The sequence below is a fragment of the Actinomadura geliboluensis genome, assembly GCF_043197915.1.
In the GTDB taxonomy this organism is placed as follows: Bacteria; Actinomycetota; Actinomycetes; order Streptosporangiales; family Streptosporangiaceae; genus Spirillospora; species Spirillospora geliboluensis.
This window is the reverse complement of the sequence record NZ_JBICUA010000003.1, coordinates 544,313-560,672: the sequence shown is the minus strand read 5'-3', so window position 1 is coordinate 560,672 and position 16,360 is coordinate 544,313. Positions and strand designations below refer to the sequence as shown.

Annotated in this window: 10 protein-coding genes; 8 read left to right on the top strand and 2 right to left on the bottom strand. The window is 71.3% G+C overall.

Going from position 1 to position 16,360, the window contains the following annotated elements; all coding sequences use genetic code 11:
* Positions 1-505: 505 nt before the first annotated feature.
* From ACGFI1_RS12865 to ACGFI1_RS12845, 5 genes are all read left to right on the top strand, one after another.
* A complete protein-coding gene (locus tag ACGFI1_RS12865) occupies positions 506-1,387 on the top strand; it encodes a helix-turn-helix domain-containing protein (protein WP_392785187.1) in 882 nt (293 codons plus the stop codon).
* Positions 1,384-1,578, top strand: a complete 195-nt coding sequence (locus ACGFI1_RS12860) for a DUF397 domain-containing protein (RefSeq protein ID WP_392785185.1) — start codon at positions 1,384-1,386, stop codon at positions 1,576-1,578. The genes ACGFI1_RS12865 and ACGFI1_RS12860 overlap by 4 nt, the downstream gene beginning before the upstream one ends.
* A 471-nt stretch (positions 1,579-2,049) precedes the next feature.
* Positions 2,050-2,445, top strand: a complete 396-nt coding sequence (locus tag ACGFI1_RS12855) for a hypothetical protein (protein WP_138633620.1) — start codon at positions 2,050-2,052, stop codon at positions 2,443-2,445.
* Positions 2,446-2,892: 447 nt separating this feature from the next.
* Entirely contained in the window at positions 2,893-4,680 is a 1,788-nt protein-coding gene (locus tag ACGFI1_RS12850; RefSeq protein ID WP_392785183.1) for a PD-(D/E)XK nuclease family protein, read from the top strand.
* Positions 4,681-4,895: 215 nt separating this feature from the next.
* Positions 4,896-6,965 (top strand): UvrD-helicase domain-containing protein, encoded by a 2,070-nt coding sequence (locus ACGFI1_RS12845; RefSeq protein ID WP_392785181.1) that lies wholly within the window; start codon positions 4,896-4,898, stop codon positions 6,963-6,965.
* Here the strand turns inward: ACGFI1_RS12845 and ACGFI1_RS12840 are convergent.
* Entirely contained in the window at positions 6,943-8,472 is a 1,530-nt protein-coding gene (locus ACGFI1_RS12840) for a serine/threonine-protein kinase (protein WP_392785179.1), read from the bottom strand. The genes ACGFI1_RS12845 and ACGFI1_RS12840 overlap by 23 nt on opposite strands.
* 39 nt (positions 8,473-8,511) lie before the next feature.
* Positions 8,512-10,491, bottom strand: coding sequence for an HsdM family class I SAM-dependent methyltransferase (locus ACGFI1_RS12835; RefSeq protein ID WP_392785177.1), 1,980 nt, complete (start codon positions 10,489-10,491; stop codon positions 8,512-8,514).
* 217 nt (positions 10,492-10,708) lie between these two features.
* Between ACGFI1_RS12835 and ACGFI1_RS12830 the strand changes: the two genes are divergently transcribed.
* The 3 genes from ACGFI1_RS12830 to ACGFI1_RS12820 all read left to right on the top strand — a co-directional run bounded on the left by ACGFI1_RS12830 (position 10,709) and on the right by ACGFI1_RS12820 (position 16,353).
* Positions 10,709-13,624: an AfsR/SARP family transcriptional regulator gene (locus ACGFI1_RS12830; protein WP_392785175.1), complete on the top strand. Its 2,916-nt coding sequence runs from the start codon at positions 10,709-10,711 to the stop codon at positions 13,622-13,624.
* 78 nt (positions 13,625-13,702) lie between these two features.
* Positions 13,703-14,953, top strand: a complete 1,251-nt coding sequence (locus tag ACGFI1_RS12825) for a tryptophan dimethylallyltransferase family protein (RefSeq protein ID WP_392785173.1) — start codon at positions 13,703-13,705, stop codon at positions 14,951-14,953.
* Positions 14,950-16,353, top strand: coding sequence for a tryptophanase (locus tag ACGFI1_RS12820; RefSeq protein WP_392785171.1), 1,404 nt, complete (start codon positions 14,950-14,952; stop codon positions 16,351-16,353). The genes ACGFI1_RS12825 and ACGFI1_RS12820 overlap by 4 nt, the downstream gene beginning before the upstream one ends.
* Positions 16,354-16,360: the final 7 nt, after the last annotated feature.

Sequence of the window (16,360 nt, the reverse complement as noted above, 5' to 3'; positions counted from 1 at the left end):
GGTCGCCTGTCTGGCCGGTTGCCCCGCCCGAGCGCGTCACCCGTCCTCGATGAGGACAAGGCCGGGCGTGTCGACGGGTGAGAAGCGTGGCATGGAGGCCCGGCAGGCGCCTGACACCGAGCCTGCCGCTATAGGTTCGTCGGTCCAACAGGGAGTGGCGGCGCCGGCCTGAGCCCGTCAGCTCGCCATTTGGCCTGTACGCAGGACGCGTCCCGGAACGTCGGCATGCGGAGCAAGTACGTAGACCGAGTCGATGATCTAGCGTTCGTATATCCGACACATCAATACATGCGGGCTTTGTGAATTTCGCTTTCCGGAACGAATCGGATGCGCGAATGTTGAACGTGCGGAAATCGCGTGTGCCGATGCCAGGGATCGCACTTGTTCTTGGGATGTGGATCGCCCTTTTGCCTGAGAGTGACCGTACGATTACTCAGCAGTGATCGACTGTGCCGAATCAGTGATCAGTTCGGATCATGTCCGACGCGATTTCGGGAGGACGACCATGCCGAGCCCTTACGTCCGCCGCCGTCAACTGGCGGTCGAGATCCGCAAACTACGCGAGAGCCGTGGCCTCACCGCTGATGGCCTCGCTCGCCTCATGTTCTACACCCGCACGAAGGTCTCCCGGCTGGAGAACGCCCAGCGTCGGCCAGACCTGGCGGAGATCATGAACATTCTCGACACTCTCGAGGTCACGGGCAGCCAGTACGACAGGCTTCTCCAACTCGCACGCGAGGCGGCTGAGAAGGGCTGGTGGGACCGTTACGGCGCGACCGTGGGTCCCCGCCAGAAGTTGTACGCAGACCTGGAGTACAGCGCTGGCACTGTCCGCGAGTACAACCAGACGTTGATGCCTGCGGTCCTGCAGGCTCCCGAGTTCATCTCAGCCCTCGTTGAACTGGACGAGTGCCAAGGGAAGATCGACTATGTGCCCGAGCGCATGGTCGAAGCCCGCATGCGGCGGCAACACGAACTACTCCGGCCAGATGGCCCATCCTACGAGACCGTCCTGGACGAGTGCGTAATTCATCGCTTGGCCGTCCCACCGCAGGCGATGACCGCCCAGCTTCGCCACATGATCAGAGTGGTCTCGGACGAGGAGCGGGTCAACGTCCGAGTGCTGCTGCACGACACCCGCATCCCTGGGGGCTTCCTCCCCATGTCGTCGTTCTACCTCTACACCTTCAGCGATCCGGGCGATCCACCGATGGCTGTACTCGAAACGGTCACTACCGATGTCGTACTCACACAACGACACGAGGTCGAGCGGTATACCGCGATGTACAACCGCCTCCAGGAGGCTGCCCTAACCCGCGAGGACAGCATTGCCTTCCTCGAACGGGTAGCCAACGGGCTGTCCGACAAGACAGGATCGGGTACATGACCAAGGAATTTCACCGCTGGCGCAAGTCGCGCCACAGCCAACCTAACGGTGGCTGCATCGAAGCTGGTCGCGCCGACGATGGCACGATCGGCGTCCGAGACACCAAGCTCGACGGCAACGGCCCGATCCTGGAATTCACCAGAGACGAATGGTGGAGCTTTCTCCGCAGGGTCCGCACAGACGCCCGCTGACCCCTACACACATCACCGATCTTGAGACGAGCCCACGCCACAAGGACCGCTGGCGTTCTACGCTCTCACCCTTTGTACGGATGGCGTGTTGCCTCGCCCGGCGGAGAGTCAAGGATCGTCCGATGCGGTTCCCCTGACTCTCCATGGCCTGCGCCACCGCATCGTGGACGTCAAGCATGAGCGCCTTGGTCAGCGTGAAGCGTTCGGGGTTCGATTGAACCGCCGGTCATCGTGACCGCGGCGCTCGTGCTGGCCGGTGCCGTGGTCGACAGTTCCGCCGGGTAGTCATCGAGGTCGTCGCCACGGCATACGTCTTCTCTTGGTGCTTCGATCGGGGTTTGCTGAGGAGCGCGCTCGGCGGGAGGCGGCGAGTTGGCTGATCCAGCTCGTCGATGATGGTCGATAAGAGATCGATAACGCGTCTCCGTACTGTCTTCTCAGCAAGCACTCGACGCATATCGGGGAGGCACCATGACCATCCGCAGGGCAGTCGTTCGGGCCGCTGTTGCCGTCGGAGTCGCCGGGGCGGTTCTGTCGCCGGCCGGAAGCGCGTTCGCTGACGCGGCGGCTCCCGCGGCCGCTTCGAAGTACTACTACAACACCTGGATCACCGCGGACAGCTACAGCTGGGTCGGGAACGGCCACCCTCACTGGCTCCCGACGGGAGGGAAGCTCTTCGCGGGCCGGAACTACTTCTACTGCCAGAACGACTGGGGGCAGCGCTACACCGACAAGTGGGGCAACACCAATACCTGGTGGGCCCAGACCGACGACGACAGCGGCAACCGGAAGGTGTGGGTCTCTGCCACCGTGTTCACCGTGGGCGGTCAGAACGAGCGAATCCCCGGCCTTCCCAATTGCTACTGAGCAGTCTGCCCGCCTCGGCGGAAGGTGCCGCTCTGCGCACCTTCCGCCGAGGCGCATCCATGGAGTACTCACCTCCGCGTTCGGTAGCGCAGGTACACGGCGCCGCTAGAGAGGGCTCTGCCAGTCGGCGCGCTCGCCGAACGTCTCCCGCCACCGACTGTCGGTTATGCAACAGTCCAGCTGACCTCGCGCCGGGACGGTGCCCTTGGGTCGCCGCCGTCATCGCCAGGTTCAGCATCCTCGCCAGTAACCCCGCGCGTTGGCCTTGTGTGCATCTGTCATGAGCGCCGATGACAGTCCGTACTGCCGCCGCGTGACGCCAGAATGCGACAAACCGGCCGATAGGCGGACGCATGTTGGGCCCGACACAGTCGACCACTCGGCATGAGTGTGCATTTTTCCTCAGACAGTGGGTTGATTGAGTTCACATGTGCTCTACTTGACGCCGTGACTTCGCACAGTTGGACTCCGCCCGCCGGGCTTCGCGGTGAGGCTCAGGTCATCCGGCTTTCGGCGAGCGCGCTGGACCGGGACGGCCGGCGCTGCCCCGCGCACATCGCCCTCAAGGCCCGCCCCCTGCTCCGGCCCCGCGTCTACGAGAAGCCGCGGTACGCGCCATGGGAGACGTTTCCGCTGGGCCTGGTCCAGGCTGCGCTGGACCTGGTCGAGTACCAGGACACGGCCGTTGAAGACGCCGTGGTCAGCGTCGTCAGCGGGAGCCGTTCGACCGTTCATGCCGGTGTCGCAGCGTGGGTGAGGCATGCATGCGACGCCTACCTTCAGGCCGCCGAGTGGATCGCGGACGACCTTGAAGTGCAGGGTGTCGCGCTCGTTCCCGAGCGGCTCCCCCGGGTCGTCCAGTACGAGTCGGCGGCGGAGCGGCGGATGCTCACCGCATGGGGACGCTGGTACGCGTCGCCGGGCGGCGACGTCCGCGAGTTCCGACGGCTCCGGATGGGTCGCGCGGGTGAGCGCGATGCCCCGTCCAGCGACGCTCTGGCCTTCGTGGTGGCCGCGGGCCAGCGCGCCGAAGGGAACGTCTATCGGGACCTACCGGTCAGTGTCGTTCCCGACGAGTGCGAGCCCTCGCGGGTTCGGGTGGTGGAGGTCGTCCTGGCGAGCGGGGTTCCGCCACGGGTCGTCGTGGACGCGTCGCCCGCCGACATCCGCCGCGCCTACCGGGACAGGACCCGGCACCTCGTCACCGACATCGTCTTCACCGACGTGCGGAAGCCGGGTTCCGACTGCGTCGGCTGCAAGGCGCGGTCGTCCTGCGACGCGTTGCCGCACGCTCCGGGGCTGCTGGGCATCGAGGGCGGCGGGACGCATCGCCGGACGTGGTCGGTCACCACCGGGCGTCAGTACCTCATCTGCCCGGCGCAGGCTCACCTGCGTGAACTCCACCTGCCGGCGGCGGCGTGGTCCGATGGTTCGGCGGCGCGGCGTGGCCGGGCCGTCCACCAGTGGCTGGAGGCGGCGCACGCCCGGCACCCCGCGCGCGCGTGCGTCCTCGCCGACCTTCCGGATGCTGACGCTGACGACCTCGGCCTGGCGGCAGGGATCATGACCCCGGAGGAGTACCGGGAGGCGCGGCCTTACCTAGTCTCGCACCTTGCCGTCTGCCCCATGGCGGGCGCTGTCGGCGATGTCGTCACGGAGCCGACCGTGGCGGCGTACGATCCGGCGGCCGAGGTGGTCGTCGTCGCCTACCCCGACCTGATCCGCGAGGTGGACGGGCGCGTCGTCTACCGGGAGCAGAAGACGACCCGGATGGCGGCGCCGGGTGGCGAGGCCGACGAGGTGTTCACGCGGGTGCCGCAGCTGGCGCTGGCCGTCCGGCTGATCGAGCACGGCGTGCTCGGCGGGGACGGGACCGGCACCGCCGAGCTGGAGACGATGACACCGGGCGCGGCGGAGGTTCTGTCCTTCGACGTCGCGAACCCTGCCGTGCGGGAGGCCGCCGCGCGGGTGATCACGCGGATGACCGCCGGATGGCACACCGACACCGTGTTCCGTCCCGATCCGGGACCGTGGTGCGGGACGTGCCCTGTCGGCCAGTGGTGCCCCGACCGCGCCCCGAGCGACCCGAAGGCACCGATCGTCGTGGACGGCGTGCGCATCGACCCCCGCACCGGAGAGGTCCTGAGCGCGTCCGGCCGGGTGAGCGACCGCGCCGAAGCGGTGTCCGACGACATCGCCGATCCGGACGCGGACGATGATCCGCCCCCGTTCTGAGGACGACCGACGACGATGAACCCGGTGAGCGCCGCACCGGTGGCGCTGGAACACGCGGTGACGGCGGCGGTCTGTTGCCGGTTGCGGTTGAGTTCCGTGGTTGTCCGGAGGCGGACGGGGGGTTGTACGCGGTTCAAACAATTCGGGGGGCGGGGCGCTTCTAGGATGTTCGGACCTGACGCGGGGTCAGGTGGGGGTGAAAGGGCGGTGCAGGGGTGGCCCAGCTGGCCATTGCGAACTCGTTCCTGCCGCAGTACGCCAAGCTCGAGCCGAAGGTGCGCAAGGGCGTGGACGCGGCCATCGGGAAGTTCGCGGAGCATACGCATGCGGGGCTGCACCTGGAGAAGCTCAACAACGCCAAGGATCCGCGGATCCGGACGATCCGGATCGACCAGTTCTGGCGCGGGGTGGTGCTGGCTCCCGAGAAGGGGGATGTGTACTGCCTGCTGGCCGTGATGGCGCATGACGACGCGATCGAATGGGCGCGGAGCAGGAAGTTCTCGGTGAACCAGGCGATCGGCGTGCTGGAGGTACGGGACCAGGCCGCGCTGGAGGAGTTGTCGCCCGCGCTGGAGCAGGCCGCGGAGGGGAAGGTCTTCCGGCTGCTGGGGCACGTTTTCGAGAAGGACCTGGTGCGGCTCGGGGTCGACAAGGACGTGCTCCCGCTCGTCCGGGTGCTGACGGAGGACGCGCATCTGCTGGCGCTGGAGAAGCTGCTTCCTGAGCCGCAGTACATGGCGCTTCTGGCGCTGGCGCAGGGGTTGAGCGTCCAGCAGGCGTGGGAAGAGGTCGCGAAGTACCTGCCGGCCGAGGAGAAGCCCGCGGCGGTCGACCCCGACGACCTGGTGACGGCCATGCGGCGGACGCCCGGGCAGGTCGTTTTCGTCAATGGGCCCGAGGAACTGCGCGACATTCTCGAGCACCCCTTCGACACGTGGCGGATTTTTCTGCATCCCGTGCAGCGGCGGGTCGCGCTCCGGCCTTCTTACAGCGGCCCGGCGCAGGTGACGGGCGGTGCCGGGACGGGGAAGACCGTGACGGCGCTGCACCGGGCCAATTTCCTCGCGGGAAAGGGCGGGCGTGTCCTGCTGACGACGTTCACGCGGAATCTCTCGGAGGCGTTGGAGAAGCAGCTGGACTTGCTCGTCGATGACCCCGAGGTGCGCGGGCGGATCCAGGTGAAGAATGTGGATGCGCTTTCGTACTCGATCGTCGGGCGGCACCACAAGCCCGGTATCGCGAGTGCGGACGTGCTGGAGCCGCTGTGGGAGGAGGCGGCGGACGGGACGCCGTTCTCGCCGACGTTCCTGGAGCGGGAGTGGGAGCAGATCGTCCTGGCGCAGGGGCTGGAGAGCGAGGAGGAGTACCTCGCGTGCACGCGGGCGGGGCGCGGGGTTCCGCTCGGGAAGGCGCAGCGGGCGGTGGTGTGGCGCGCGATCGGGCATGTGGTGGACGGGCTGGCCGCGGAGGGCAAGTCGACGTTCCATCAGCTGGCCAACGAGGCCGCCGAGCTGGTGGACGGCCCCGAGTACGACCATGTGGTCATCGACGAGGCGCAGGACATCCACACGGCGCAGTGGCGGCTGCTGCGGCGGCTCGTCAAGGAGGGGCCGGATGACCTGTTCATCGTCGGGGACCCGCACCAGCGCATCTACGACAGCCACGTGTCGCTGGCGAGCCTCGGCATCAACGTGCGGGGCCGCAGCACCAAGTTGAAGATCAACTACCGGACGACGCAGGAGATCCTGGCGTGGTCGGTGCCGCTGCTGGGGCATTCGCCGGCGCAGGGGCTCGACGATTCGGCCGACACGCTGGACGGGTACCGGTCGCCGATGCACGGGCGGCGGCCCGTGGTGAAGGCGTATCCGGACAGGGACGCCGAACTGGACGGGCTCGTCGAGCAGGTGCGGGCGTGGCTGGACGCCGATGTGGAGGCGGGCGCGATCGGGGTCGCGGCGCGGTACGTGTGGGTGGCGCGCAAGGCGGCGAAGCGGTTGAAGGAGGCCGGCATCACCGCCTACCAGGTGCCCAGCAAGTCGCCCGGCGTGCAGGTCGGGTCGATGCACAAGATGAAGGGCCTGGAGTTCCGGTGCATCGCCGTCATCGGGGCGGACGAGAAGTCGCTGCCGTCGGCGAAGGCCGTCACGCCGGAGGGCGAGGACCCGAAGGCGCATGCGCAGGACGTCCAGAAGGAGCGGTGTCTGCTGTTCGTGGCGTCCACGCGCGCGCGGGACCACCTGTACGTGTCGTACTCGGGGTCGCCTAGCCCGTTCCTGCCTGGCTGAGGTCGTGCAGGAGGGCCTGTAGGCCGACCGCCTGCGGGTGGTCGTCGCCGTACAGGCCCGTCAGGTCGGACAGGAGTTCGGTGAGTTCCTTGCGGGCTTCGCTGGTGCGGCCCGCGGCGAGTTCTAGACGGGCTATGCGTTCGCGGACGCGCAGTGTGAGGGGATCGTAGGGGCTGCCGGGCGTGACGTCGTCCAGGAGCTCACGGAGGTGGGTCAGGGCCGTGCCCGTGGCGCCGAGGTATGCCTGGCAGACGGCCTCCTGCTCGCGGCAGGCCAGGACGTCGGGGTCGTCCGGTCCGGAGACCTCGGACAGGGTGACGGCGGCGGCGCGGTAGGCGTGGACGGCGCGGCGGTAGTCGCCGCCCTGGAAGAGGGCTTCGGCGAGGTCGAGGCGGAGCCCCATGTATTCGGGGTCGTCGTCGCCGAGGGCGAGGCGGGCGGGTTCGGTCAGGCCGGAGAGGAGTTCGGCCGCCTGCGTGTAGCGGCCCGCGTCGGCCAAGTCGCCGGCTTCCGCGCGCGCTTGGACGACCTCGTCGAACGTCGGGAGTTCTACCGGTTCTGGCGGTTCGGTGGGTTCTTCGGAGCGGGTGATGGGGGTTCTGCCGGTGAGGCGGATACGGCTGACGGCTGTCGCATAGAGGTGCTGCGGAGCGATCGTGTCGACGATCCCCGGCAGCGGCTCCAGGGATGAGACGAATTGCAGGAGACGGTGGTACACGTCGTCGGCGTCGGCTGGGCGGTCTCCTGGCTGCTTGGCAAGGAGTTGCAGGACGAGGGCGTCGAGTGCGAGTGGAACAGCGGCGTTGAGTGCTCTCGGTGGGGTCGGGGCCTCGTCTTCGTGGCGGCGCAGTACCTCGTAGGGGGTGGCGCCTGGGAAGACCTGGCGTCCGGTGAGCATCTCGTAGAGGACGCAGCCGAGGGAGTACAGGTCGCTCTGCGGGCCTGGGCTGCCGTACACCTGCTCCATGGACGTGTAGCCCGGCGTGTAGGGGGCGCCAAGGCCGGTGGTGGTGCGGCGTACGTCGCCTGGGCCGAGACCCACTGCGGCGCCGAAGTCGAGGACTTTCACCGAGCCGTCCGGGCACAGCATCAGGTTGCTGGGCTTGAGGTCGCGGTGGACGAGCGGACGCCGGTGCGCGACGTTCAGCACCGCGCACACCTGGGCGGCTATCAGCGACGCCCAGGAGACGGAGAGCCTCTCCTCGGCGTCGAGGACATGGTCGATCGTCGTGCCCTCGACGTACTGCATGACGAGGTAGAAGCATCCGTCGTGGCTGCCGAAGTCGTAGACGGTGGGGACGCCGGGGTGCTCGAACCAGGCCGTGCTGCGGGCCTCCTGCTCGAACCGGCCGACGAGCGACTCGTCCGAGACGCGGGTGAACTTGACGGCGAGGCGCCGGTCGAGGAAGCGGTCGTAGGCGCGCCACACCTCGCCCATCCCGCCGCGCCCGATCGCCTGGTCGAGTTCGTACCGTTCGCGTTCTCCGAGGAGATCGCCCCGCCGCAACGCCCACCTCCACTGGCCCGTGCAGGCAGGGTACCGGCGTCAGTCGGACGGGTGGAGGGTGCCCGCGCCGAGCCCTTCGAGGCCGAGGCGCAGGACGTCGGCGCCGAGGCGGTGGGTGTCGCGGAGGGCGGCTTCCAGCTCGGTGAGCTTGCGGAACGCCCGCCCGAGTTCGGCCTGCTCGTCCAGGGTGAGGCGGGGCAGGCGGGCGCGGCGGACGTCGAAGCGGGCGGAGGACGTCGAGCTGCGCAGGCGGGCGCCCTGCGCGCCGAGCAGCAGCCAGCCGGCGACGAAGTCGGGGTCGGTGCGGGCCGGGTCGGCGCGCACGAGGGCGAGGCCGGGGCCGAGTACCGGGCCCTCCTCGGTGATGACGCGGGCCACGGGATGGCGTGCGGACAGCGAGACGACGATGTCGCCGGGGGCGACCTCGACGTGGTCGGGGTCGGGGTCGGCCGTTCCCGTGGGTTGCCGTCCTAGAGCGACGTCGTCCAGGGTCAGGACGGGCACGTTCCCTTCGCCCATCCGGACCTTGGCAGGGGGACGGAGTATCTCCGCCACGCCCGCCTTCGCTAGCTCTCCGATGGTGGTCATGGGGACGTCGGCGCGCGCGCGAGCCTGCGTTAGGGACGACAGTTCGGCGACCACGCGCGGTAGTTCGGCGGCCTGATTCTCTAGGCGTTCGCGGGCGGCGACGAACGAGCCTTCCGCCGAGGGTGCGCTCCGCTGCGGCAGGTAGCGGGCGGGGGTGAGGTCGACTTCATCGTCCAGCAGGTCGATGATGCGTACGACGACGCTGGAGTCCGTCCCTGGGGGCTTGCCCTTCGCGTAGCGGCGCCAGGCGTCCAGGGCGGTTTGCCGGAAGTTGTCGGGGTCGGACGATGTGTCGACCATCAGGACGTCGTCCGCTGGTGTGTCGCCAGGGGCCGGACGGCGGAGAACCCACACGGTCAGCGCGACGGCCATGTTCGGCACCGCGCCCGGGGGCAGGCCGATGACGGCCCGGAGCGCCCCACGCCGGAGCAGTTCGGCACGGACGCGGCGCCCGGAACGGCGGACCGCCACAGCCGGCGGCAGGAGCATGACGACATGCCCCCCTAGCTCGACATGGGCGAGGCCGTGCTGGATCCAGGCGAGCTCTGATTCCATGCGCGGCGGCAGGCCGTACTCCCAGCGCGGGTCGCCCGTCAGCTGCTCATAGCCCCAGCCGCGGTCGTTGAACGGCGGGTTGGAGACGACGAGGTCGACCGTCCGTCCGGGAAAGGCGTCGGCGAGGAGCGAGTCGCCGGGGCAGACCTCGGCGGGGGCGCCGCGCAGCGCGAGCTGGATCGCGGACATGCGCGCCGTCGTGTCGTCGATCTCCTGGCCGAGGAGCCGCTCGACGTCCTTGAACAGCGTGTTAGCGGCTTTCAGATAGGCGCCCGTCCCGCAGGAGGGGTCGAGGACGGTGCGCGCGGGCCCGCCCAGTTCGAGCATCAGCCGGACGACCGGTTCCGGCGTCACGTACACGCGGCGGCTGTGGTGCTCCAGGTAGCGGGTGCGCAAGAACTCGAAGGTCTCGGCGACGCCCAGTTCGTCCACGAGCTGCGACAGGGCGCGGACGATCGGGAGGGGCGACGGCGGCGCGGGTACGGCGCCCGGCAACGTGTGCGCGACCTCGTCGGGCAGGACGCGCGCGATCTCCGCGTCCGGGGCGGCCGACAGCTCCGCCCAGCGGCCGGGGCGCGCGCGCAGATGGAGCAGGAACGCGCCGGCGAACGTGAGGACGTCGGCGAGGTCCATGCCCTCGGAGGCTGCCGAGCGGAGCGTCTGCCAGACGCGTTCGCGGACGGGTGAGTCGGCGAGTTTGCCCTGGCCGCGCAGCCAGTCCTCCACCTCGGTGAGGGAGAACGTCGGGCTGACCGCCGTCCCGCCGACGGGCTGGGGGAAGTCGTCGTGCCGGCGGCGCCAGTTGCTCACGGCCGCGCGCCCCACCGCGGCCAGGCGGGCGATGTCCGCCGCGGTCACCGTCGCGTCGTTCGCCACCGGCGCTCCCTTCAGCCGACCTTCAGGACCGGCATCACCCTAGTGCCTACCACGCCGGTTGATCTGATTCACGTCGCCGCCGGCAACGGTCACCACCGCCCGCCGAGCATACGCCGATTCGCGAGTTGATCACGTTCACAGAATCCTCTCGACAGAATTCACGGTACTGCGATTACTTATAGCGACTCTCCTGTGACGGATCGTTTACTATTGCGTGATGCGGGTGCGGCACGAGTTCGGGGTGCTCGGGCCCCTGGAGGTCCGGCGGGACGGGGTGCCGCTGCCGATCGGCGCGACCAAGCTCCGGCTCCTGCTGGCCGCGCTGCTCGTGGACGCCGGTCACGTCGTGCCCGTCGACACGCTGGCGGGCCGGTTGTGGGGCGAGAGCCCGCCGGCGCAGGTCCGGAACACCCTGCAGAACTACGTGATGCGGCTGCGGCGCGCGCTCGGCGAGGGCGGTGCCGGGATCGTGCTGACCCACCCCCGGGGCTACCTGGTCGAGGTCGAGCCGGACGCCCTGGACCTGCACCGGTTCGGCGCGCTCGTCCGGCAGGGGCGCGCCGAACTGGAGGCGGGCGGCGCGGCCGGCCGCGCGGCGGCCCTGCTGCGGGAGGCGCTGGGGCTGTGGCGGGGCGAGCCCCTGTCGGACCTGCCGCCCGACCTGCTCCAGGGCGTCGTCCCCGCCCTGACCGAGCAGCGCCTGGACGCGGTCGAGCTGGGCATCGACGCCGATCTGGCATTGGGCCGCGCCGCCCACGTGCTTCCGGAGCTGCGCAACCTCATCGGGACGCATCCGCTGCGCGAGCGCTTCTGGGCCCAGCGCATGCGGGCGCTCTACCAGTGCGGCCGGCAGGCGGAGGCGCTGGAGTGCTACCGCACGGTCACCGCGCTGCTCGCGGACGAGCTGGGCATCGATCCGGGGGCGGAGCTGCAGGACCTGCACCGGCGGATCCTCGCCGCGGCCCCCGAGCTCCGCCCGGCGCCCGGCCCCGGCGCGGAGCCGCGAACCCGCCGGCCGGGGAACCTGCCGGCCGAGACGACCACCTTCGTCGGCCGCGAGCGCCTGCTGGCGGAGGCCCGGCGGACGCTCGCCGGCGCCCGGCTCGTCACGATGACCGGAGTCGGCGGGGTGGGCAAGACGCGGCTGGCGCTGCGGGTCGCGGCCGAGGCCGCCTCGTCGTTCCCCGACGGGACGTGGCTCGCCGACCTGGCCGTGCTCGCGCCGCGGACCGACGCCGAGCAGCTGGACCGGACGGTCGCCGAGTCGCTCGGCCTGCGCGACCAGTCGGCGCGCGCCCCGGCCGACGTGGTGGCCGACCATCTGCGCGACCGGTGCGTGCTCCTCGTCCTGGACAACTGCGAGCACCTGGTCCAGGCCGTCGCCGCGCTGGCGCTGCGGCTGCTGCGGGCGGCCCCCGGCCTGCGGATCCTCGCGACGAGCCGGGAGCGGCTCGGCGTGCCGGGCGAGCACGTGCTCGTGGTCCCGGGGCTCGCCGTCCCGGGCGAGGAGGGCCCGCGGCGCGACGCCGGGGACGGGCCCGCCGGCCGCGCGGACGCCGTCCGGCTCCTCGCCGACCGGGCCGCCGCGTCCGTACCGGGTTTCGCCGTCACCGCCCGCAACCGGGACGCGGTCGTCCAGCTGTGCCGCCGCCTGGACGGCATCCCCCTCGCCATCGAACTGGCGGCGGTGCGGCTCGGCTCGATCGGCGTCGAGGAGATCCTCGCGCGCCTGGACGACCGCTTCCGGCTGCTGTCGTCGCCCCGCGCCCGCACCGGCGGCCGCTACCGGCAGACGCTGGGCGGCGTGGTGGACTGGAGCCACGAGCTCTGCACCGCCGGCGAGCGGCTGCTGTGGGCGCGGCTGTCGGTCTTCGCGGGCGGGTTCGACCTGGAGGCGGCCGAGGCGGTCTGCGCGGGCGAGGGCATCGCCCGCGACGAGGTGATGGATCTGCTCGCGGGCCTGGTCGACAAGTCGATCGTGATGGCGGGCGACACCGGGGGCGGGACCCGCTACCGCATGCTGGAGACCATCCGGGGCTACGGGTGGCGGAGCCTCCGGGAGCTGGGCGGCCAGGACGAGATGCGGGACCGGCACAGCCGGCACTACCGGGATCTCACGGTCCGCGCCGCCACCGAGTGGTACGGGCCGGACGAGGTCGCCTGGCTGCGGCGGCTGCGCCGCGAACTGCCCGACCTCCGCGCCGCCCTGGAGTTCTGCGCCGGCGCCCCCGGGCACGCCGGCACCGGGCTGGAGATCGCGGTCGGTCTCATCCGGGCGCGGTCGTGGTTCTTCAGCGGGACGATGGGTGAGGGCCGCCGCTGGCTGGAGCGGCTGTCGGCCCGGTCCGACCGGCCGCCGGCGGGGGTGTGCGCGCACGCGGCGGCGATGCGGGCCTTCCTGGTGATCGTCCAGGGGGACCGGGCGGCGGTGCCCGCCGCGATGGCGCGGTGCCGCGCCGCGGTCGGCCCCCACTCCCCCGAGTCGGCCTACCTCGAAGGCGTTCACGACCTGCTGATCCAGAGCGACGCGCGGTCACTCGACCTGCTGGCCCGCGCCCGGGAGGGGTTCACGGCGGCGGACCGTCCGGGCGACGCCCTCATGGCCACCATGTTCTGGGCCATGTCCGCCGTCTTCCTCGGCACCCGGGACACCGCCTTCCACGCCTGCGAGGTGTTCCGCGCGGAGGCCGAGACCGCGCGGGCCACGTGGCTCGCCTCCTGGGCGCTGTGGTCCACGGGGCTCGCCGAGCTCTGGCACGGCAAGCCCGTCCGGGCCCTGCCGCTCCTGCGGGACGCCGTCGTCCGGCAGCGGTCCGTCGAGGACGAGTGGGGGCCGGTATGGGACGTGGAGGCCCTGGCGTGGACGGCCGCCGCCATCGGGCACCACCGGCACTCGGCCGTGCTGCTGGGCGCCGCGCACCGGATGCGGACGGCGACGGGGGTCGCGATGATCGGCCTCGCGCCGTTCCAGGCCGCGCACGCCGAGGCCGAGCGCCTGGTGCGCGGGGCACTCTCCGAGGAGTCGTACACGGAGGCATGGAAGCGCGGCGACACGGCCGAGGACTGCGTCGACCTGGCATTGGCCGTGGTGGACGAGATCTCGCCGTTCCGCCGGGAGCCCGGCGAGAGGTGACCGGCGCGTGACCGCCGGGCGACCGGTGCGCGACCGCTGAGCGACCGGCGCGACAGCCCGCTCGGCGATCGTCGCCCTGTGGCACCGGAAAGCGCGCCGGCCGTCGAGGCCCCCGCCCAGCACGCCGGCGGGACGATGCGGCGGCGCGACACCGTACCGGGCGGCGGCCCGGTCCTTGATCTGGGAGGTCCCGTGCTCGGGGACAGTGAAGGCTCACCGGGCGGCCCCGGCCCCCGGCTCGGCGAGCATGTGCGGCGGCAGACGGCGGCGCTCTGCGAAGCGGCCGGAACCGGGAAGGACGCGGCCTTGGGCCTGCTGGACACCATGCTGGAACCGCTCGCGCGGCTGTCGCTGCTGGATCCGCCGAATGCGCGGAGCTTCGTGTCCGACGACCACTCGCCGGTGGAGCTGTCCTTGGCCTTCTCTCCCGGCGCGGCGCCGATCCCCCGGGTGCTGCTGGAGCCCGGCTACACCGACGACATGGTCCGCAGCGGCCGCATCGGGCTCCGGGCTGCCGAGCGGCTGGCCGGGCGCGGCGTTCTGTCGTGCGCCCGCCTGCACACGCTCTCCGACATCTTCTTCCCCGCCGTCCCGCACGGGCCGTTCGCGCTGTGGCTGGCCCTGGAGTTGCCGGACGGCCGCCCCCGGGCGAAGGTCTATCTCAACCCCGCGGCGGGCGGCCCGGGGCGCGCGGCCGATGCCGTGGCCGAGGCGCTCGCCCGCCTGGGGTTCGGGAACGCGTTCGCCGCGCTGCGGCGCCATGCCGGCCGCCCCGAGGACTTCCTGTTCTTCGCGCTGGACCTGGGAGCCTGGCCCGCTCCCCGGGTCAAGGTCTATGTGCGGCACCGGGACTTCTCCGCCGCGGAGGCCGCCGGCGTCTCCCGCGCCGTGGCCGGAGACCACCCCGGACGGGTGGAGGAGTTCATCGGCCTCGTCGCCGCCGAACGCCGGCTGCGGCGGCGGCCTCTCGTCTCCTGCTTCTCGTTCACGCGGGCGTGTCCCGATCGTCCCAGCGGCTACTCCGTGCACGTCCCCGTACGCGACTACGTCCAGGACGACCGGCAGGCCAGGGACCGCGCGGTGGACGCGCTGCGCCGGTACGGCGTCGACGACCGGCCTCTGGACAGGGCGCTGGCCGGCCTGACGTCCCGCCCCCTGGACGCCGGTGTGGGGCTGATCGCCTACCTGACGCTGGCCCACGCCGACCGCTGCCCGCCCCGCGTGACGGTCTACCTGTCCTCGGAGGCGTACCGGGTCAAGCCCGCCCGCCGGAGCGCGCTCGGCGCGCCCGGCGGCGGTGAGCCCGGCCCCATGCTGGCGGGGCGGTGACCGGGCCGATGGAGCCGTACCGGATCAAGGCCGTCGAACCCCTGCCGCGCACGACGCGGCCGCAGCGCGAGGCGGCGCTGCGGCGGGTGCACTACAACCTGTTCGACCTGCGCGCCGAGGAGGTCACCATCGACCTCCTCACGGATTCCGGCACCGGGGCCCTGTCGGCCGGGCAGCTGGCGGCGGCGATGGCGGGCGACGAGTCCTACGCCGGGTCGGCGTCGTTCCACCGCTTCCGCGACGCGGTCGAGGAACTGACGTCCTATCAGCACATCCTGCCGGTGCACCAGGGCCGCGCCGCCGAACGCATCCTGTTCTCCACCCTGGCGGGGCCGGGCAGACTCACCCTCAGCAACACGCACTTCGACACGACCCGCGCCAATGTGGAACTCGCCGGCGCTGAGGCCCGCGACCTTCCCTGCCCGCAGTCGCGGGACCTGGACGGCCCCGGGCCGTTCAAGGGGAACATCGACATCGAGGCGCTGCGGGCCGTTCTCGACGGCCCGGAGGCGTCCCGCGTCGCGCTGGTGCTGATGACGGTCACGAACAACGGATGCGGCGGCCAGCCGGTCTCCATGGCCAACCTCGCCGAGACCGCCGCGGTGTGCCGCCGCCACGGCGTCCCGCTGTTCCTGGACGCGGCCCGGTTCGCCGAGAACGCCTGGCTGGTCACCCGCCGGGAGGACGGCCACCGCGGCAGGACGCCCCGGCAGGTGGCGCAGGAGGCGTTCCGGCTGGCCGACGGCTGCCTGATGAGCGCCAAGAAGGACGGGATCGTCCACGTCGGGGGGTTCCTGGGGCTGCGCGACAGCGCGCTCGCCCAGCGGTGCGAGCTGCTTCTGATCGCCACCGAGGGGTTCCCCACGTACGGCGGGCTGGCGGGCCGCGACCTGGACATGATGGCGCTCGGGCTGGCCGAGGCGCTCGACCCCGACTACCTCGCCTCCCGCGAGCAGGCCGCCGGGCATCTGGCCGGCCGCGCCCGCGCCGCGGGCGTCGGCATCGTCGAGCCGCCGGGGCTGCACGCTATCTACCTCGACGCCGGGCGCCTGCTGCGGCACATCCCCGCGCACCGCTTCCCCGGGCAGGCGCTGGCCTGCCAGCTGTACCTGGAGGGCGGCATCCGCTCGGTCGAACTGGGCTCGCTGTATCTGGGCCGGGAGGACGAGCAGGGCGAACCGGTCATCAGCGCGCCGTACGAACTGGTCCGGCTCGCTCTGCCGCGCAGGGTCTACACCCGCGGGCACCTCGACCATGTCGGCGACGTCCTCGCCCGGATCGCCGGCGACCCGGGCAGCGTCCCCGGCTACCGCATCACCGAGCAGGCCCCCGTCCTCCGGCACTTCCGCGTCCGGCTCGAACCGGTGAGTACTGCGGGGGGAGTACTTCGGGGGCGGTAGGGCGGGG